The following is a 17,661-nucleotide window of genomic DNA, read 5'->3' as shown; positions in this document are numbered from 1 at the left end:
TAACGATATAATTAGATATATTAAGCTTCAAGAAGGAATTTAGCCTGCACAGGCAAGCGCAGAGGCTATTGATACCGGTTAAACCTTCACCCGCACGCACTGTCTAACCCCACATCTAACCTATCTAACCGTAAACGAAATGCACTTGAACTCCACTAAAACAACCAGGCGGCTGGCCACGGCGCTGCTCGGGCTGCTGCTATTGGGTGGCTCTCCGGCTCCGGTGGTCTTTGCCCAAGGCGGAAAAGACGTCAACATTGGCTACCAGCGCCCACCCGAAGCCATCGCGTCTATCATTGATGCGCCCTCCACACCGGGCGTGAGCATCAACTCGAAAGGGGATTGGATGCTCCTGCTGGAGCGGGCCGGTTACCCGAGCATAGAAGAGCTGGCGCAGCCCGAAAGTCGCTTGGCTGGTCTTCGCATAAACCCTGCCACAAACGGCCAAAGCCGCGCCGCCTTCATCAACAACATCAAGCTGAAGCAGGTGAACGGCGGGCAGGAGTTCCAGCTGAACGGGCTTCCGCAGAACGCGCAGATATCCTATGTGACCTGGTCGCCGGACGAGAAGCAGCTGGCCTTCACCGTGACCACCGCTCAAGGTATAGAACTGTGGGTGGCAGGTATAGCCGACAGGCAGGCGAAGAAGCTGACCGAAGCCACATTGAACGATGCCTACAGCGGCCGCCCGTTTTCGTGGATGTCAGATAGCAAGAGCCTGCTGGTGAAGTTTGTGGATGAGAAGCGCGGCGAGATGCCGAAAGCTAACTTGGTGCCAGCCGGACCGAACATCCAGCAAAACATCGGCAAGGCGAACCCAAGCCGCACCTACCAGGATTTGCTCAAGAACCGCCACGACGATCAGCTGTTCGATTACTATATGCAGACCCAGTTGAAGGTGGTGTCACTGGACGGCCAGCAGCAGAACATCGGGCAGGCGGGCATCATCAAAAGCATGGATGTGTCGCCGGACGGGCAGTACCTGCTGGTGGAGACCATCCAAAAGCCCTATTCCTACTTGGTGCCGCATTACTACTTCCCCTACAACGTGGAGGTATGGAGCCGCGACGGCAAAGTGCTGAAGCAACTGGCTCAACTGCCATTGGCCGAAGATATTCCGATTGGTTTCGACAACGTGGCCAAAGGCCCCCGCAGCTACAACTGGCGCCCTGACAAACCAGCTACATTGTACTGGGTGGAGGCGCAGGACGGCGGCGACGCCAGCAAAGAGGTAAAGGAGCGCGATATCGTGTTCACCCTCGATGCACCTTTCTCGGGTAAACCAGCCAAGCTGGCCGGCACCAAGTACCGCTTCCGAGGTATGCAATGGGGCAACAACAACCTGGCTCTGGTGAACGAGCGCCTCTGGAAGACCCGCACCGAGCGTGTCGTGCTGGTAGACGCGTCCAAGCCATCCAAAGCAGGCACAGTGCTGATTGAACGCTCCTATGAAGATGGGTATAACGACCCGGGCAGCCCTGTCTATACCAAGAATCAGTATGGCCGCAGCGTGCTGCTGACCGACAAGAAAGGCGACAACCTCTACATGATCAGCGAAGGCGGCTCGCCGGAGGGTAACCGTCCGTTCCTGAGCGAGTTCAACCTGAAGTCGAAGAAGGCCAAAATTCTGTTTCGCTCCGAAGCGCCATTCTACGAGCGCCCGGTGGACATCATCGACCTGAACAACAAGCGCATCATCACCAGAAGAGAGTCGGAGAACGACGTGCCCAACTACATCGTGCGTGACCTGAACAAGAAGAAGATGACGCAGGTGACCAACTTCCCGCACCCATACCCACAGTTGCAGGGCGTGCAGAAGGAGATGCTGCAGTACGACCGGAAAGATGGCGTGAAACTGACGGCGGTGCTATACCTGCCAAAGGACTACAAAAAGGAAAATGGACCGCTCCCGATGCTGATGTGGGCCTACCCGCGTGAGTTCAAGAATGCCGCCGCTGCCGGGCAGGTGAAGAGCTCACCCTATGAGTTTACGCGCATCAGCTCCGGCTCACCGCTGTTCTGGGTGACGCAGGGCTACGCCGTATTGGATAGAACCGACTTCCCGATTGTAGGGGAGGGCGACACGCAGCCAAATGATACTTATGTGGAGCAACTGGTAGCAAGCGCTGAGGCGGCTATCGATAAAGTGGTGGAGATGGGCGTAGCAGACCGCAAGCGCATCGCGGTAGGCGGCCACTCTTACGGCGCGTTCATGACAGGCAACCTGCTGGCGCATTCTGATTTGTTTGCTGCAGGTATAGCACGCAGTGGTGCCTACAACCGCACGCTCACGCCATTTGGTTTCCAGCAGGAGGAACGCACCTATTGGCAGGCGCCGGAGGTATACAACCGTATGTCCCCGTTCTCTGCCGCTCATAAAGTAAAAACGCCTATTCTGCTCCTCCACGGTGAGGCCGACAATAACTCGGGTACCTTCCCGGTGCAGAGCGAGCGTTTCTACAACGCCTTAAAAGGCCACGGCGCCACCACGCGCCTGGTGTTCCTGCCCCACGAAAGCCACGGTTACAGCGCCAAGGAATCTATCCTGCACATGCTGTGGGAGATGGATACCTGGCTGAACACCTACGTGAAAAACCGCAAGGTGCAGTAACCTAAACGTGATTTGAAATCAGAAAGCAGCCCCGGCCACTAAGGTCGGGGCTGCTTTTTTTATGGCAGTTCCTTGAAGCTAGGGTATAGCAGTTAGACCTGTTTGGCCGGGTACTGGTTCAGGAGCCTGGCTAGGGAGGTATAGATTTCCGGGTGCTCCTGTGCCAGCAACTGAGGCAACTCAAAGAACAGCTCCACGGCCACCGCGAAAAACTCATGTGCATCCGGGGCGGCGCTGAGTCTTCGGAACACACTCTTCTCCACCTGCATCCGGGTTCGCTCCCGTTCTGACAGGTGCGTCCAGCTGTTCAGGTATTCCCGGTTCAGGAAGTCGTATTCTTCGTTGCGGATGTCGTTCTCCAGGTGCAGCGCATGTGCCATCTCGTGCAGGCCCAGGTTCAGGCCGTCCTGCGGGTTCTGGTTTCCCGCCTCGAAGTCGCGCCACGACAGCACGATGTAGCCTTTCATGTTGACCTCGCCACAGTGGTACTGCTTGTAGATGGTGGAGTAGTAGCGGTCAGGGTATAGCAGGATGGTGCGGAAATGGGCGAAATGCAGCTCCTGTAGCCCGAAGGTGAGCTGCACGGCGCAGGCGGCGACCTGTACCTTCATGTGCGTGCTCACCTGCATGCCTTCGCCTCTGGCAATAAAGCGTTTATGCTGAATAAAGTTGACCACCAGGTCCTCGAACAGTTGCCGCTGCCCTTCGTTAAGGGTATGGTAATAGCGGGTGCCAGACAGGCGCAACGCCGCTTTGATTTCCTCCGGCGTCTCGTGTTGCTGTGCCGTGAGTGCGGCGGCTTTCTTACGGGTAAGGAAAATATAGTCGATGCCGAAAAGCGCCAACGACGCCAGGAGCAGCTGTTGCAACGACACGTCGTCTGATAGCGCGAGCACAACCAGGATGAGCAGGATGATGAACTTGAAGTGGCGGAGCATAGCGGCGGTTGTCGTACCAAAGGTAGTCATTCGCGCAGCATTAGGAAACCATAGGCAAGGTCTAGGAATGGAAATGATATTCATTGAGATATGGTGAGTGTGGTCATCCCCACATGGAACGAGGCATCAGGTATAGGGGCGCTGGTCTCTTTTCTGCACGAGCAGGCAAAACCCGGTGCGCTAGAGGTTATTGTAGCCGATGGCGGCAGCACGGACAACACCCATGACGAAGCGCAGGCAGCCGGGGCGCATGTCCTGCGCTGCGCCAGGAAGGGCAGGGCGGCACAGATGAACGAGGGGGCAGGTATAGCGGCTGGCGACATTCTCTACTTCCTGCACGCCGACACCTATCCGCCTGCCGGCTTTGTGGAGCAACTGGAAGGAGCTGTTCGAAGGGGCATTGGCAGCGGATGTTACCGGCTTGCCTTCGACGAACCGCACTGGTTTCTGAGAGCCAACGCCTGGTTCACCCGCTTTGATGTGGATGCGCTGCGCTTCGGGGACCAGAGCCTGTTTGTGCGGCGGGACACCTTTTGGCAAGTGGGAGGTTTCCAGGAGAACTGTCTGCTGTTGGAGGACCAGGAAATCATTGGCAGACTGAAAAGAGTCGCGCCTTTTGCCGTACTCCCTGATTGCGTGAAGACCTCGGCCCGGAAGTACAGGCAGTATGGCATTTACAAACTGCAGGGATACTACTTCCTGATTTACAGCCTCTACAGGCTTGGGCTAGCGCAAGAGCGTCTGATGGGGCTGTACCAATGGCTCCTGAGAAAGCAGTGAGTCTCGTTATACCTCCGTACGGCTCCTGAAGTGGTATAGCGAAATGGAAGAAGCAAGATTGCTGTCAGGTATAGGAAAACGAGAAGGGCGCTGCGTTATGGCAGCGCCCTTCTCGTTATGACGCAGGCTCGTGTAGCTACTATTGGCTTACTATTTTGATTTTGTGCGGCACAATGGTCCGAGGCCACTTCTGGGCATCTACCGGTTCTTCTGCGATTTTCTCCACCACGTCCATACCTTCTACCACCTCTCCAAACACAGTGTACTGCATGTCCAGGCTTGGTTCGCCGCCCAGGGTTTCATAGGCTTTCACCTGCTCAGGTGTGTAGGTGTGCTTATTCTTGGCTTCATAGGCCCGGAGTTCATTGGCGGACAAAGGCTCTCCCAACACGATGTAGAAGTTGTGGGAAGAGGACTCTTTGTCGGGGTTGCGCTCATCACCATAGCGGGCCATGGCCAGGGCGCCTCGCTTGTGGACATACTTGGGGTTGAACTCCTGCGGAATCTTGTAGGGGCCCTGCTTCAGAGTGCGGTTATCGGAGTCGCCGCCCTGCACGGCAAAGCCCTTCACCACCCTGTAAAACTCGCCCTGGTCGTAAAATCCGGCTTTGGTGAGGCGCACGAAGTTGGCGCGGTGCAGGGGCGTATCCTTGTAGAGGCGCACCTTGATGTCGCCGTGGCGGGTGCTGATGAGGGCGAGGCTGTCAGGGTTTTCCTTCTCGAAAGCAGTGAGTACCTCCACCGCGTTCTCAGGGGTGAGCGGCTCCAGTGTGGCTTCACCTGATACCTCAGCGGCCTCGCTGGTAGCCTCTTCCTCGGTCTGGGTTTGGCAGGAGCCAAGGACCAACAGGCAGACCATCAGGCGGATAATATGTTTCAAAGAAAATGCACGTATCGTAGTTTTCATATCTGTGGTTTATATGCTTGCTGTTTAATATATAAAATGTATGGTAGATACGCAAACAGGGGCGGCAGGAGCGAACTTTATCGCTGAAATAGTAATTGCATTTTATCTATAAAACCAAAAATGGGCAATACTTAATAGGAGGGGCGGCGTATAAAGTATCCCATGCCAAAGGTTCTATTTCTTTAAGAGGCTATACGAGGAACGCGCCTATTCAAATACACTTGAAGTCCTGCTAGGAGCGCCTTCCTTTTCAATGTTATAACACAAGATGGCATAGCATATGCCAGCCGCTGCCACAGCTGCATATATAGAAAAAAGTTATATTAACTTTTGTTTATATGAATCCATATCAGTACCTTAGAAATTACTAACCTTATTTTTTGTCTTAATTATTAACTAACCTTACATCTCACCAAGTATGAAAAACACCTTACACGTGAAGAGCATCCTACGCTCTGTATTGTTTGGCGCAGCCCTTTCAACAGCTGCATGTACCTTTACCTCCTGCGATAGCGATACACCAGATCCTGCGAATCCGACAGAGGAATTACAAGCCGCTGACCAGAATGGTGCAATTATCAAAGGTCAATTCATTGTTGTATTTAAGAAAGACGGCAATCAGCGTCTGGATGGCACTGCCACGTATGCAGAGCGTGTAGAAATGGTGCGCGCCATAGGCCAGGAGATACTTGCTGCCAACGGGATAGCCAATGCTACCATTGAGCAGGCTTACGGCAAAGCCATTGTAGGTATGGCGGCCAAGCTGACAGATGCGGAGGTGGAAGCGCTTCGCCGTGACTCCCGTGTGGCATATGTGGAGCCTGATAGAATCGTGATGCTGGCCAAGCCAGGTACTGGCGGTGGCGGGTCTGCTGCTCAGGAGATACCTTACGGTATAGCACGCGTAGGCTATGCAAGCGGTGCAGGCAAGACTGCCTGGGTGATTGACTCTGGCATTGACCTGACACACCCTGACCTGAACGTGGACGTTGCTCGCAGCAGAACGTTCTTTACCTCAGGTAGAGACGCAAGCGATGCGAACGACGGAAACGGACACGGTACGCACGTTGCGGGTACCATCGCCGCCAAGAACAACACGATTGGTGTGATTGGTGTTGCCTATGACGCCAGCGTGGTAGCCGTGAAAGTACTTGACTCCCGCGGCAGCGGCTCCTACTCTGGCGTAATAGCTGGTGTGGACTACGTGGCGGCCAATGGCAAGTCTGGTGACGTGGCCAACATGAGCTTGGGCGGACCAATTTCGAAGGCGCTTGACGACGCTGTGATAGCTGCTGCCAGCAAAGGCATCAAATTCGCACTTGCTGCTGGTAACGAGTCTACGCATGCCGAGAATTCTTCACCGGCTGGTGCCAACCATGCCAACATCTACACGGTATCGGCCATGGGCACTGGTGACAGATGGGCTAGCTATTCAAACTATGGCAACCCGCCAGTAGATTACTGCGCGCCAGGATCCAGCATTAAGTCTACCTGGAAAGGCGGTGCCTATAACACCATCAGCGGTACTTCTATGGCGTCTCCGCACGTGGCTGGTCTGTTGCTGCATGGCGCCATCAGGACCGATGGCAATGTGATTGGTGACCCAGATGGTAACCCAGACCCAATTGCGCATTTGTAATAGTAGTTTAAGGTAAGTGAAAGAGGGCAGCTGCGCAGCTGCCCTCTTTTTTTATGCCAGTTTCTTCCGCATCACGTAGTCGTTCATCCAATACGGGCCAATGGCAATGTCTTCCTCCTGGTGTACCTGATAGCCACAACGCTCATAAAACGCCTTTGCCTTGTTGTGGCGGTTCACATTCAAATCCAGGAAAAGGGCACCTAGTGCAGCAACCCTTTCCTCCACCGCCTCCAGGAGCCGCTTTCCTAGTCCTTCGCCCTGCCGGGCGGGCAACAGGTATATTTTGTTCAGTTTGTATACCTGCTCTTGTCCGTCTTTCAGAGAGTATGCTGCAAATCCAAGCGGCTCTGAATCACTGTAAAGCAAAAGAAACGTCTGGCCTTCCTCCATCTGCTGTTGCAGCGCCTCTGTGGTATAGATGATTTGGAACATATAGGCAATCTGCTCTTGGGTGAGTATAGGGCTGTAGGTTGGTTCCCATATGGCAGAGGCGAGCCGATGGATGGTGGCAATGTCAGCGTAAGTCGCTTCGCGAATGGTATAGGTCGTGTTCATGGTGTAGCTGTACGTATGGCTGCGTCCGCGAAGATAAAAGGCTACCCCAACAATTGCCAATACCGTGGCTGCTGCGCCTTTCAGGTTCCGGCAGATAGCTTATCTTTGTAGGTATACCTTATACCCTAAACTACTGAAAAATGCGAGCCATATACCTTGAGAACATCAACAGTCCCTTCGTGCTGATAGAAAAAGAGAAGCCCACCCCTGGTCCCGGAGAAGCCCTTGTGCAGGTCAAAGCCGCCGCCCTCAACCACCGCGACGTCTGGATACAGTATGGCCGCTATTTCACGAAGGAATACCCCGCTATCCTGGGTTCTGACGGTGCCGGCGTCGTGACGGAAGTGGGGGAAGGTGTGGACGCAAGTTGGATAGGCCAGGAGGTCGTGCTGGACCCATCTACTGACTGGGGAGACAACCCGCGCGCCCACAGCAAGGAGTACAAAGTGCTGGGTATGCCACAGGACGGGACTTTTGCTGAGTATGTGAAGGTGCTGGCCTCCAACCTGCACCGCAAACCGGAGCACCTGAGTTTTGAAGAGGCCGCCGCGCTTCCGCTGGCCGGCGTGACGGCTTTCCGGGCTATGTTCACGAAGTGCGGGCTGCAGGCTGGGGAGCGTGTGCTGGTTACCGGGGCTGGAGGAGGCGTTGCCTTGCTGGCGGTGCAGTTTGCAGTGGCAGCCGGTGCCGAGGTATGGGTGACTTCAGGCTCTGACGAGAAAATAGAGAAAGCCAAGGCCCTCGGCGCAACAGGAGGCATCAATTACAAACAGGAAAACTGGGGCAAAGAGCTGAAGGTGAAGGCAGGTGGCTTTGACGTGAGCATAGACGGTGCGGCCGGTGAAGGCTTTGTGCAGCTGGTGAAGCTCGCTAACCCTGGTGGCCGCATCGGCATCTACGGCGGTACTACTGGCATGATTGGTCAAATCAACCCGGCCGAGGTATTCTGGAAGCAATTGGCCATACACGGCAGCACGATGGGTACCAACGAGGATTTCAGGTTGATGATGGAGTTTGTGCGGGAGAAGCAGGTGAAGCCTGTGGTGGATATCGTTTTCCCGCTGGAGGAGACGGAGCAGGCCATGCGGTACATGGAGGCGGGTAAGCAGTTCGGGAAGATTGTGGTGAAGGTTAGTTAGGTAGGTGCTTGCATAGCTACTGTCTTTGAGGCTTGCCCGCTGAATTGCTCTGTAACTTGCCCTGGCCGGGCGGGCCTTACTTTTTTCCTTGATGAAAATCGAGGGGGCCTACCCCCAAAGCAAGCAAAAAAATCAAGGCGCTCCTTTCTCGAGGGCCCCTACCCCCACTCGCAGACCGCTCGGACAGTGGAGCGCCATGTAGTGCACCTGGCTGATATCTTCGCTCCGTGGCGGAGGTTACAAGTATGTCTACTATACCTGTCAGCAGCCTTTACCAGCTGCTACAATGCCTATACCTGACCACCTGTAGTGGCAGACTCCCCTCCTTGGATAAGGAGGGGCAGGGGTGGTTGGACCCAGTAGCACCTAAACCTATACCTGAAGGCAACATGCTCCTCTGTCATTCCGACAATAGTAGGAATCTGCCCACCGCTGCCCACCGCTGGTGCGAGCGCAGCGGGAACCTGCGGTGAGGCATGCAGACTATTTTGCACCTGGCGATTTTCTTTTTTCTTCGCAAGTGTCCTCACTTAAAGCTGCATCTGCGCTGGCGCTGGATGTGCGGCCGGAAGCGCATGAGATTCATCCTTCCGTCGGAATGACAATTTCGTCTGTTGGTATTCGCGTGGAGGGCTAGCTTGAAACACCTGAAACGCAATACGGCCCCGCTGCAGAACTGCAGCGGGGCCGTATTGCGTTTCAGGGAAGCGTTTTTCTACTCCTCTATACCTGCCAGTTTAAGGAAGAAGGCATATTGAAGCGCCGTCTCACGGTATGGCTGGAAACGGCCGGAGGCGCCGCCGTGACCGGCTTCCATATTGGTCTGGAGCAGGAGCAGGTTGTCATCCGTCTTCATTTCGCGCAGCTTGGCTACCCACTTGGCAGGTTCAAAGTACTGTACCTGCGAGTCATGCAGGCCAGTGGTCACCAGCATGTTCGGGTATTCCTTGGCCTCCACGTTGTCATAGGGCGAGTACGAGAGCATGTAGTCATAATACTGCTTCTCGGCAGGGTTTCCCCATTCGTCAAACTCACCCGTCGTGAGGGGTATGCTGGTGTCAAGCATAGTGGTCACCACGTCCACGAAAGGCACGGCAGCGTGCACGCCTTCGAACAGGTCAGGGCGCATGTTCACGACGGCGCCCATCAACAATCCACCGGCACTGCCTCCTTGTGCGAAGAGCTTATCTGGGTTGGTGTACTTCTGCTGAATCAGGTGCTCGGCGCAGGCGATATAGTCGGTGAAAGTGTTCTTCTTTTTGAGCATCTTGCCGTCTTCGTACCACTGGCGTCCCATCTCCTGGCCGCCCCGGATATGAGCGATGGCGTACACAAAGCCTCTGTCGAGCAGACTGAGGCGCACCGAGCTAAAGCCTGGGTTCATGGTGATGCCGTAGGAGCCGTAGGCGTAGAGCAGGGTGGGGTTGTTGCCATCCAATTGCAGGCCCTTGCGGTATACCAGCGAAATCGGGATTTTAGTGCCGTCCTTGGCTGTGGCGTAAATGCGCTTGGCTTCGTAGTTCTCCTTGTTGAAATCGCCTACCACTTCCTGCTCCTTCAGCAAGGTTTTCTCCTTCGTCACCATGTTGTAATCGAAAGTGGAGCCTGGCGTGGTGAGGGAGCTGTAGTTGTAGCGCAGCGTCTTACTGTCGAACTCTGGGTTGATGCCGATGCTGGCCGTATAGGCCTCCTCCCCGAAATCAACGTAATAATCGGTCTTCGGGTCGTTCCACTTCTTGATGCGGAGTTCCGTCAAGCCGTTCTTGCGCTCCTGCAGCACCAGGTAATCCTTGAAAATCTCGGTGCCTTCTAACAAGACATCGGCGCGGTGCGGAATCACCTCTTTCCAGTTCTCCTTGGCAGTTTTGCCTACCGGCGTCTGCATCAGTTTGAAGTTGGTGGCGCCGTCCTTGTTCGTCCGGATGTAGAAGTTGTTGCCGAAGTGGTCCACGTCATACTCCAGCCCACGTTCACGTGGCTGTATGATTTTGAAGCCGGCGGCGGGCTTGCTGGCATCGGCGTAGCGGTATTCCTGCGACAGCGTGCTGCTGGACCCGATGATGATGTATTTCTCTGACTTAGTCTTATACACATAGGTGCTGAAGGTCTCGTCCTTCTCGTGGTATACCTCTTTGTCCTGCGAGGTAGGAGTACCCAAGGTATGACTGAAGATTTTGAAGGAACGCAGAGACGGGTCCTTCATGGTATAGAAGACCGTCTTGTTGTCGTTGGCCCATACAGCCCCGCCCGTCGTGTTAGGGATACGGTCTGGCAGCAACTCGCCCGTCTGCAAATCCTTGAAACGGATGGTATACTGCCGGCGGCTCACAGTGTCCTCGCCGAAGGCCAGCAGCCTGTTGTTCGGGCTCACTTCCATGCCGGCCGGCGCGTAGTAGCTCTTGCCTTCGGCGCGTTCGTTGGCGTTCAGCATCACCTCCTCGGGTGCCTGCATCGTTCCTTTGCGCCGGGCGAAAATCGGGTACTCCTTGCCGGCTTCGTAGCGGGTATAGTAGAAGTAGCCGTTCTTTTTGAAGGGTACCGACTCATCTGTCTGCTTGATGCGGCTCACGATTTCCTTGAACAGCTTTTCCTGCAGTTCCTCGGTGTCGGCCATCACCTGCTTGGTATAAGCATTTTCAGCGTTCAGGTAAGCAATCACCTCCGGGTTCTCGCGCTCGTTGAGCCAATAGTAGTTGTCGGTGCGGGTTTGGCCGTGTGCTGTCAGTTCTTTCGGCTTTTTAGGGGCGGCTGGAGGCTGCGGCTGTGTGGTAGCAGCGGGTGGGGTGGCGGCAGCCTGCTGTTTAGCGGCCTGCTCAGCCGTGTTGGCCGCTGTGGAGTCCGTGGTTTTGCTGCTGCTGCAGCCGGCACCTACTGCCAGGCAGATGGCCAGCAGCAAAGCAGCGCCTGTTGCGGTGGTTTTTCGTTTTGTCATGGTTCCTTTTGTTGATGTTTGATGCCGAGGAAGGTATAGCCTGGTGCCCGGTAAGTGAAAATAAGCGAAAACTGGACTGAACAATTTGAGATAAAAGTTATGCATGCAGCGTATTATTTTATATCTTGTTTCCCATCACGAATCCAAACTTTTACAAGAACTATGGCCACACAACAAGAATTTGAAAGTGCAGTAGAGCAATCCAAAACCCTGACAGAACGACCTTCAAACGACATACTGCTGCAGCTTTATTCGCTGTACAAGCAAGCGACCGAAGGGGACGTTAACACCGACCGTCCTGGCGGCTTCGATTTCAAAGCCATTGCCAAATGGGATGCCTGGGCCAAACTCAGAGGAAAAGACCAGGAGGAGGCCCGTGATGAATACGTGGCTTTGGTGCACAGGTTGAAGGGATAACCCCGGAAACCCACCGAATCTGGCTCCGGTAGTCAATTGTTCTGTAGCAGCTGGCTATGACAGGGCCTATACCTACATGACTGAGCTGTAAAATAAAGAAGGGTGCCTGTAAAGGCACCCTTCTTTATTTATGCTTCCAGGTATGGCCGCAGTCGTAGCAGGTATACTTCCGGCTGACAAAGGGCACCGGAAACCCCAGCAGCAGATAGGAGATTGAGAACACCGCTTTGGAGTACTTCTCTTCGCCAATGTAGTCTGATTGGCATTCCGGGCAGGTGACTTCCTGGACATGCTCCTGCATGGGCGGGGCCAACTCAATGTTGTCGTCCAGGATGTACTCGCTGGTGCCGCCCTGGATTCGGGCCAGCATCTCGCGCGCCTCCTGCTCATCGCCCTCCGTCACACGCAGCTTCACGCCACCTACCGCCACTGAGTAGAGGGGTTGGGCCGCGATGATGTGCTCATCCCCCAGGAAACAGGGAATGCCCTCTGCCTCCAACCGACCCTTGAGAATGTGCGCCTCCGTTGGCTGGTTGAAAGTGGCGATGGTAATCAAACGCTCTGCCATGGTACTACATGCTTAAGAAACTAAGAGGCGGCTACTGCTTTTTGGGCGGCAGGTCAAAGGCCTGGGCATCGTGCTCAAAGTGGCCTTTGTGGGAGCCATCGCAGAAAGGCTTGTTCTGGGACAGGCCACAGCGGCAGATGGAGACCAGTTCGCGGCCTCCCAGACCATACACGTTGCCATTCTTATCCACTATCTCAAAGTCGCCCTCTATTCTCAGCGACCCGTTGTTGTTTACTGTTATCTTGGTTGTTGCCACGGTTTTATCTTTTGCTTAAAAACAAATATACTCATTTCTATGCATATATAGGTATGCCGCAGCCATAAAGGATACGCATAAAAACAGCACAGCCCCCGGATAGAAGTATCCGGGGGCTGTGCTGTTGGGAACATTTGCTTACTTGCTGTACACGTAGGTGAAGGTCTGGCTCTTGCCATTTGGCAGTGTCACCGTCTGGCTAATCGGGTGGCCGCTCTCATCGTACTTGTAAGAGTAAGAGTGTGTGTAAGACTTTTTGCTGGCATGCACCTCCGTCATGGAGCGGGTCAGGTTGTTGGGGCTGCTGGCAGTGCCTGGCTCAGCAAAACCATGGAAAGGATTCGGGTTTGAATCGAAGGAGTTGGTGGTAGTCGAGAACAGTTTGGCTGTGCCAGTGCCGTCCACTACATACTGCTTCTCCTGGCTGTAGTTACCGTTTGGCAACAGGTCATACTTCGTGAATGACTTCAGCTTGCCCTCTTGCTCAGAGCCCTCATAAACAGATTTTTTGCTCAGTTTGTTGGTCGCATCATACTCATATGTGGAGTAGGTGCTGAAATCGGCTTTCCCGTTGGTGAGGTAGGAGGTGACGGACTTAGAAAGCTCACCTTTGTCGTTGTAGGTATAGAGCTGCTCCGCCAGTACGGCCTGGCTCTTGCCGGCATAGGTCGTGGACTTCACCAGTTGACCTTTGCCATCGCGCTCAAACTTCTCAAAGCTCTCTACTTCACCGGACTTCTTGTCGTAGTGGTTGATTTGGGTGATGTGCTTGCCAGCGAACCTGAAGGATGTCACCTCAGCTGAGTCCAGCATCACATGCGAAAGCGCTCCCTGCTCAAAGGACGGGTTAGCGGCTTCGTTCTCTCTCTTCTCGCACGACGACAAGACTACCACGCCAAGAAATAGCATGGCGGGTAAAAATCTGTTTTTCAATTTCATTTGGCTAAAAGTTGAAATAGTGAAAAATGCGACTGGGCGGTACGTTTCTCCGGCAGTCTCAGGTAAAACGCGGCTTTTTGAAAATAAATTGCACTCAGGTAAATAAAATCTAAAACAAAGGCAAGTCTGATGAAATCCTACAATAAATAAAAAAAGGCAATAATCTGTTAATCAGATTATTGCCTTTTGAATGTCATGGATAAAAAAGTTGCCTTTTTAGGTATAGTGCAATTGAGGTAGCAATATTCAGGTATGGCTAGTTCAGGGCAGCCGTACGGGCTATGTTGAGGAGTTCGTCGCCGGCGTCAATGTTGTGGCGCAGGTGGTCGTGGAAATTGATGCTGATGCGAAGCGCTCGCAGACCCTGCACGCCTTGCATTTCCTCCAGTTCCACGTCCTCCACTTCATCTTCTATGTAACCCTCCGCCTGCAGGAAATCGATGTAGCGTCGGTACTCCTGGGCCTCCCGCTGCTGGGTATACACGATGGCGATTTTGCCGGGCTGCGTCAGGCGCTCGTCCGAACCACGCAACACGGCTTTGTCTATCCGCTTTTTTATGATTTCGTAGCGGATGTTGTCAGCCCCTTCCACGTCGAACTTCTTCTCATCGAGTCGGAAGCGGATGGAGATAGGGTTGCTGTGCACCAGGATGAGCTGCGTGATTTCGAGGGGCAGCTTGAGGTTGGCGCGCAGCTTTTGTATGCGGCGGGCAATCTCGCAGGTCAGCATCAGCTGCCACAGGCGCATGTTCTTGAGGTATAGCTGCTCAAAATTGCCATTGTTCAGCAATGACTCCCCAATGTAGATGTTGTACTCCAGCCCATCGGTCTTGTACTTCTCAAAATAGTGCGGGAAAATCTGCTGCGCCTTCTCCTCCTCCCTGTCCAGGAAGTTGGAGATGGTGTCATTTATCAGGTATAGGCTCTCCTCATAGGCCCTGCGCTTGTTGTACACCACACCGTTGGGGTTGTTGATGGCCTTGCGGTACGCATCAATGGCTTTTTTGGTGGAGGGGTACTTCAGCTCGAAGTGGTTGAAGAGCGGCTCAATCTCGGTGCGGAGGAACTCCAGCACCATGACTTCGTCGCCAGAGGCCAGCTCATGCACGATGCTCTGGGAGTACTTGTCTATTTTGTAGACCAACTCATCGAGTATAGACAAAGGCAGGTTGTCTTTGGCTGCCAGAATCACCTCTTTGGCATAGACTAACTGGTCCAGCAGGTCGCCTTGTATGGCCTTATTCCGCTCCATGGCCGAGCTCCGGATATCAGATACGCCGTAGAGCGGGTATATGTCGCGGAACACAATTGGCTCAATCTCGGAGCTGACATTGCGCTCCATCTTGTCGAGCAGGTTGATGGCCGCCTGCGTGAAACGCCATTCCACAATAGGGTGAATGGCGGTATATTTTTCTTTGATGATGTTCTGGATACTGCTGCGCAACTCCTCAAGCATGCGGTTGAGTGCCAGCGCGAACAGCGGCAGAATCTCCTTGAGCTTGATAGTGGAAAGGGCATTGAGCTCGCCAGGTATAGGTGAGGCAAGCTCCAGCAGACCGATGGTTTTGCCCTCGTACTGCAGCGGCGCCACAATCAGGTTGCGCACACCTGAGGCCAGCAGCTGTTGCTCCAGCCGGGTGGGGTTGTCAATCATTTCGAGGTCATCTACCACAATAGTGCTGCTCTCCGACATGACCGGGTGGTAAATGGAATCGCGTAAGTCCTGCTGCGTCACCTCACAGGTGTTGGTGAGCACCAGCCCGTTCCAGGTCTTGCGGGCGTAGTAGGAGTCGAATTCCTGCAGCGAAGGGCAGGAGGCCAAGCCTAGACGCAGGCCCGGAAGCCCGAAGAGCACGCGCAGCTTCTGTTGCAGGCTTTCAAAGCCCTCCTTGGTGTTCACTGAATCCTGGTCCAGCAAATCGTAGCGCAACGAGGAAATGGTCTCCTCGTTGGTCACATCGGTGAAGTCGTATATGGCGAAACCGCTGAACTCAAAGTCATCGGGAGGCAGTTTCTCCATCCACAGGTCCAGGTTGTTGTAGCGGTTTATCAGGAAGTTGATTTCCTGCGTGGTCAGCTTTTTAGGTTTGCCCTTCGCCTTTACCTGCATGAACTTGAGGTCGATGCTCAGCTTGTAGTTCCGCTCCAGATTAGTGAATTTATCCTTTATGGTGAAGATGAAGGGCTCGTCCACCATGAAGTTGGCGTTGTAGAACTTCTCCAAAATCAAGGTATAGGCAGAGAGGGTGAGCCTGAAGAGCAGGGTCTTCAGGTCGAGGTCGAGCTTCTCGGTATAGTTGCCGCCGCCCAGCAGGTTGAGTTCCTCCAGGCGCGGCGTGGCATAGAAGCTATCGAAATGGAACGGCACCACCGTGGCCCGCAGGTCGTTCTCCCACAATGCGCTCGGAAAGATGTCCTCCATCAGGATGTCCACGGTGTTGATGTACTTGTTGATGATGGAGGGGTCTTCGATGGGCTCCAGCAGCTCCCGGTTCTGGCGCAGCAGGCTGGCCAGTTCGTTTACGCGGGACACGTTGCAGTTGGGGTCTGTCTCAATCTTGTTCTCCCAGTAGGAGATAAGCGGGGACAGACTGAGCGTCGCCTTGAACGGGAACCGCTCAGTGCTTAGTTTGATATCGTCTCTGTTAGGTATAGAAACAACGGTTTCGTGAAAGTTGCCTCTTCTGTTACTCATACATTGGTTTTGCTTGGCTAAGGGAAACACGCCACTGGAACGTGTCCGGTAAGGGGTGGGCAATAAATATCACCTTCGTTGCATTAAACGTACGCGGCGCCAAAAAGGTAGGGAATACCCCTTACATGAGATGTTAAAGTTTGTGTTGACCTTGAAAATATAGCAGCATAAGAATATAGTGGCATAATATTTATGGGTATAGTATGTTAGAACATTAATCCGAAACCACACCTACCAACCATGAAGAAGACCATCAAAGGAGCTTTATTGATGCTGCTCGCACTAATGACGCTTGGGGCACAGGCCCAGACCAAATCCAAGCTAGAGCAGGACCTGGATGAATTCCGCAACTGGATGAGCAGGAGAGCCAGCCAGGGCGACAGCGCCATTCGGGCGGAATGGCCTACCGTCAAGCGCGAGTTCCAGGCCAAGACCCAGGGGCTGGAGAAGGGGACAAACCAACTGACCGAGGAGTCGAAGCAGGAATATGGCGAGTTGAGAGGGCGCTACAAGCAGTGGGAGGCAGAGAATGAGGAGCGCCAGGGCCAACCGCTGGACCGGGAGACGGCCGCACAGTGGGAGCGCCGCCTGACCGGCACCGGCAACATCCGGAACCTGCGAGCGAGCCAGATGCGCGACACCTATACCCGTTTCATGGAATCGGTGCGGGGCCTGCGCAGCGACTGGAGCCTCCGCGACTGGGACTACGCAGAGCACGTATACCTGGTGCTCAACGACCGCAAGCAGCAGGTGCTGGCGCAAATGAACAACAGCGACAAACTGAAGGTGGCGGCCCTGCAGGTGGAGTTCAACACGCTCCGCAAGAGCCGCGATGCCAAAGACATGTACAACAACATGAAAGAGAAGCGCTAAGGCTATACCTATACCTGAAAAACAGCGGCGCCTGCAGACTCAATCTGCAGGCGCCGCTGTTTTATGTGTCTATCCTTTAGATGGCATTCTGGCCCTTGGTGCCTCCTGACTGGTCTTTCTCCTTGTTACGGCCTTGGTTCGGGCTCTTGTCCTTCTGCTGGTCGCTCAGGCTGCTGTTGTGCCCAGGCTGGTCAGACTGTTTCTTCGCCTCTGGCTTCTGTGATTTGTTTTTATCCTGATTGTGTCCTTTTGTCATAGCTTTCAATGGTTAAGGTTCATGTAACGGATTTACCACACTAGTGTACGCTCGAGGCAGGAGAGGGTTGGTAGTGTGATTCAATGGGTTGTAATACAGTTGCTTAGGAGGGTATCTGAAATCCTTGGATAGTTTTTAAAGCGCCTGTGATTGGGC

At 54.1% G+C, this 17,661-nt stretch carries 15 protein-coding genes; 6 read left to right on the top strand and 9 right to left on the bottom strand.

The window, feature by feature from the left end; genetic code table 11:
* The first annotated feature begins 139 nt into the window (after nt 1-139).
* Nucleotides 140-2,611, top strand: coding sequence for a S9 family peptidase (locus B051_RS0118650; RefSeq protein WP_018479746.1), 2,472 nt, complete (start codon nt 140-142; stop codon nt 2,609-2,611).
* A gap of 92 nt (nt 2,612-2,703) precedes the next feature.
* On the opposite strand, the gene B051_RS0118645 is transcribed toward B051_RS0118650, so the two are convergent.
* Nucleotides 2,704-3,579, bottom strand: a complete 876-nt coding sequence (locus B051_RS0118645; protein ID WP_169336229.1) for a zinc-dependent peptidase — start codon at nt 3,577-3,579, stop codon at nt 2,704-2,706.
* A 60-nt stretch (nt 3,580-3,639) separates the two neighbouring features.
* On the opposite strand from B051_RS0118645, the gene B051_RS0118640 reads away from it, so the two are divergent.
* Nucleotides 3,640-4,329 (top strand): TIGR04283 family arsenosugar biosynthesis glycosyltransferase, encoded by a 690-nt coding sequence (locus tag B051_RS0118640; protein ID WP_018479744.1) that lies wholly within the window; start codon nt 3,640-3,642, stop codon nt 4,327-4,329.
* Between the two features lie 139 nt (nt 4,330-4,468).
* Here B051_RS0118640 and B051_RS0118635 read toward each other — a convergent pair whose 3' ends face one another.
* Nucleotides 4,469-5,236: a peptidylprolyl isomerase gene (locus B051_RS0118635; RefSeq protein ID WP_018479743.1), complete on the bottom strand. Its 768-nt coding sequence runs from the start codon at nt 5,234-5,236 to the stop codon at nt 4,469-4,471.
* Between the two features lie 418 nt (nt 5,237-5,654).
* Between B051_RS0118635 and B051_RS0118630 the strand changes: the two genes are divergently transcribed.
* A complete protein-coding gene (locus B051_RS0118630) occupies nt 5,655-6,875 on the top strand; it encodes a S8 family serine peptidase (protein ID WP_018479742.1) in 1,221 nt (406 codons plus the stop codon).
* 51 nt (nt 6,876-6,926) lie between these two features.
* Here the strand turns inward: B051_RS0118630 and B051_RS0118625 are convergent, their stop codons facing one another.
* The gene (locus B051_RS0118625; RefSeq protein WP_018479741.1) at nt 6,927-7,430 is read right to left on the bottom strand and encodes a GNAT family N-acetyltransferase; all 504 of its coding nucleotides are present in this window, start codon (nt 7,428-7,430) and stop codon (nt 6,927-6,929) included.
* 140 nt (nt 7,431-7,570) lie between these two features.
* Here B051_RS0118625 and B051_RS0118620 point away from each other — a divergent pair, with 140 nt between their 5' ends.
* Nucleotides 7,571-8,569, top strand: coding sequence for a zinc-binding dehydrogenase (locus B051_RS0118620; protein WP_018479740.1), 999 nt, complete (start codon nt 7,571-7,573; stop codon nt 8,567-8,569).
* A 715-nt stretch (nt 8,570-9,284) separates the two neighbouring features.
* Here B051_RS0118620 and B051_RS0118615 read toward each other — a convergent pair.
* The gene (locus B051_RS0118615) at nt 9,285-11,501 is read right to left on the bottom strand and encodes a S9 family peptidase (protein WP_018479739.1); all 2,217 of its coding nucleotides are present in this window, start codon (nt 11,499-11,501) and stop codon (nt 9,285-9,287) included.
* Between the two features lie 162 nt (nt 11,502-11,663).
* On the opposite strand from B051_RS0118615, the gene B051_RS0118610 reads away from it, so the two are divergent.
* Nucleotides 11,664-11,918 carry an acyl-CoA-binding protein gene (locus tag B051_RS0118610; RefSeq protein ID WP_018479738.1) on the top strand — a complete coding sequence of 85 codons (255 nt, stop codon included), beginning with the start codon at nt 11,664-11,666 and terminating at the stop codon, nt 11,916-11,918.
* Nucleotides 11,919-12,042: 124 nt separating this feature from the next.
* Here the strand turns inward: B051_RS0118610 and B051_RS0118605 are convergent, their stop codons facing one another.
* From B051_RS0118605 to B051_RS0118590, 4 genes are all read right to left on the bottom strand, one after another.
* Nucleotides 12,043-12,486, bottom strand: coding sequence for a putative signal transducing protein (locus B051_RS0118605; protein ID WP_018479737.1), 444 nt, complete (start codon nt 12,484-12,486; stop codon nt 12,043-12,045).
* Nucleotides 12,487-12,517: 31 nt separating this feature from the next.
* Nucleotides 12,518-12,742, bottom strand: coding sequence for a CDGSH iron-sulfur domain-containing protein (locus B051_RS0118600; protein ID WP_018479736.1), 225 nt, complete (start codon nt 12,740-12,742; stop codon nt 12,518-12,520).
* Between the two features lie 138 nt (nt 12,743-12,880).
* Nucleotides 12,881-13,675, bottom strand: coding sequence for a hypothetical protein (locus B051_RS0118595; protein WP_157579087.1), 795 nt, complete (start codon nt 13,673-13,675; stop codon nt 12,881-12,883).
* Between the two features lie 262 nt (nt 13,676-13,937).
* The gene (locus B051_RS0118590; RefSeq protein ID WP_018479734.1) at nt 13,938-16,376 is read right to left on the bottom strand and encodes a GAF domain-containing protein; all 2,439 of its coding nucleotides are present in this window, start codon (nt 16,374-16,376) and stop codon (nt 13,938-13,940) included.
* A 240-nt stretch (nt 16,377-16,616) separates the two neighbouring features.
* Here B051_RS0118590 and B051_RS0118585 point away from each other — a divergent pair, with 240 nt between their 5' ends.
* Nucleotides 16,617-17,249 carry a hypothetical protein gene (locus B051_RS0118585; protein ID WP_018479733.1) on the top strand — a complete coding sequence of 211 codons (633 nt, stop codon included), beginning with the start codon at nt 16,617-16,619 and terminating at the stop codon, nt 17,247-17,249.
* Nucleotides 17,250-17,325: 76 nt separating this feature from the next.
* On the opposite strand, the gene B051_RS0118580 is transcribed toward B051_RS0118585, so the two are convergent.
* Entirely contained in the window at nt 17,326-17,505 is a 180-nt protein-coding gene (locus B051_RS0118580; RefSeq protein WP_018479732.1) for a hypothetical protein, read from the bottom strand.
* Nucleotides 17,506-17,661 lie beyond the last annotated feature (156 nt).

It is taken from the genome of Pontibacter roseus DSM 17521, assembly GCF_000373265.1.
GTDB classification, from domain to species: domain Bacteria; phylum Bacteroidota; class Bacteroidia; order Cytophagales; family Hymenobacteraceae; genus Pontibacter; species Pontibacter roseus.
Note: the sequence above shows the minus strand (reverse complement) of the source record. Positions and strands in the feature narration are given on the sequence as shown.

Excerpts from the sequence above, each read along its gene's own strand:
- B051_RS0118650 (WP_018479746.1), top strand. The coding sequence starts at position 140 with ATGCACTTGAACTCCACTAAAACAACCAGGCGGCTGGCCACGGCGCTG.
- B051_RS0118645 (WP_169336229.1), bottom strand. The coding sequence starts at position 3,579 with ATGACTACCTTTGGTACGACAACCGCCGCTATGCTCCGCCACTTCAAG.
- B051_RS0118640 (WP_018479744.1), top strand. The coding sequence starts at position 3,640 with ATGGTGAGTGTGGTCATCCCCACATGGAACGAGGCATCAGGTATAGGG.
- B051_RS0118635 (WP_018479743.1), bottom strand. The coding sequence starts at position 5,236 with ATGAAAACTACGATACGTGCATTTTCTTTGAAACATATTATCCGCCTG.
- B051_RS0118630 (WP_018479742.1), top strand. The coding sequence starts at position 5,655 with ATGAAAAACACCTTACACGTGAAGAGCATCCTACGCTCTGTATTGTTT.
- B051_RS0118625 (WP_018479741.1), bottom strand. The coding sequence starts at position 7,430 with ATGAACACGACCTATACCATTCGCGAAGCGACTTACGCTGACATTGCC.
- B051_RS0118620 (WP_018479740.1), top strand. The coding sequence starts at position 7,571 with ATGCGAGCCATATACCTTGAGAACATCAACAGTCCCTTCGTGCTGATA.
- B051_RS0118615 (WP_018479739.1), bottom strand. The coding sequence starts at position 11,501 with ATGACAAAACGAAAAACCACCGCAACAGGCGCTGCTTTGCTGCTGGCC.
- B051_RS0118610 (WP_018479738.1), top strand. The coding sequence starts at position 11,664 with ATGGCCACACAACAAGAATTTGAAAGTGCAGTAGAGCAATCCAAAACC.
- B051_RS0118605 (WP_018479737.1), bottom strand. The coding sequence starts at position 12,486 with ATGGCAGAGCGTTTGATTACCATCGCCACTTTCAACCAGCCAACGGAG.
- B051_RS0118590 (WP_018479734.1), bottom strand. The coding sequence starts at position 16,376 with ATGAGTAACAGAAGAGGCAACTTTCACGAAACCGTTGTTTCTATACCT.
- B051_RS0118585 (WP_018479733.1), top strand. The coding sequence starts at position 16,617 with ATGAAGAAGACCATCAAAGGAGCTTTATTGATGCTGCTCGCACTAATG.
- B051_RS0118580 (WP_018479732.1), bottom strand. The coding sequence starts at position 17,505 with ATGACAAAAGGACACAATCAGGATAAAAACAAATCACAGAAGCCAGAG.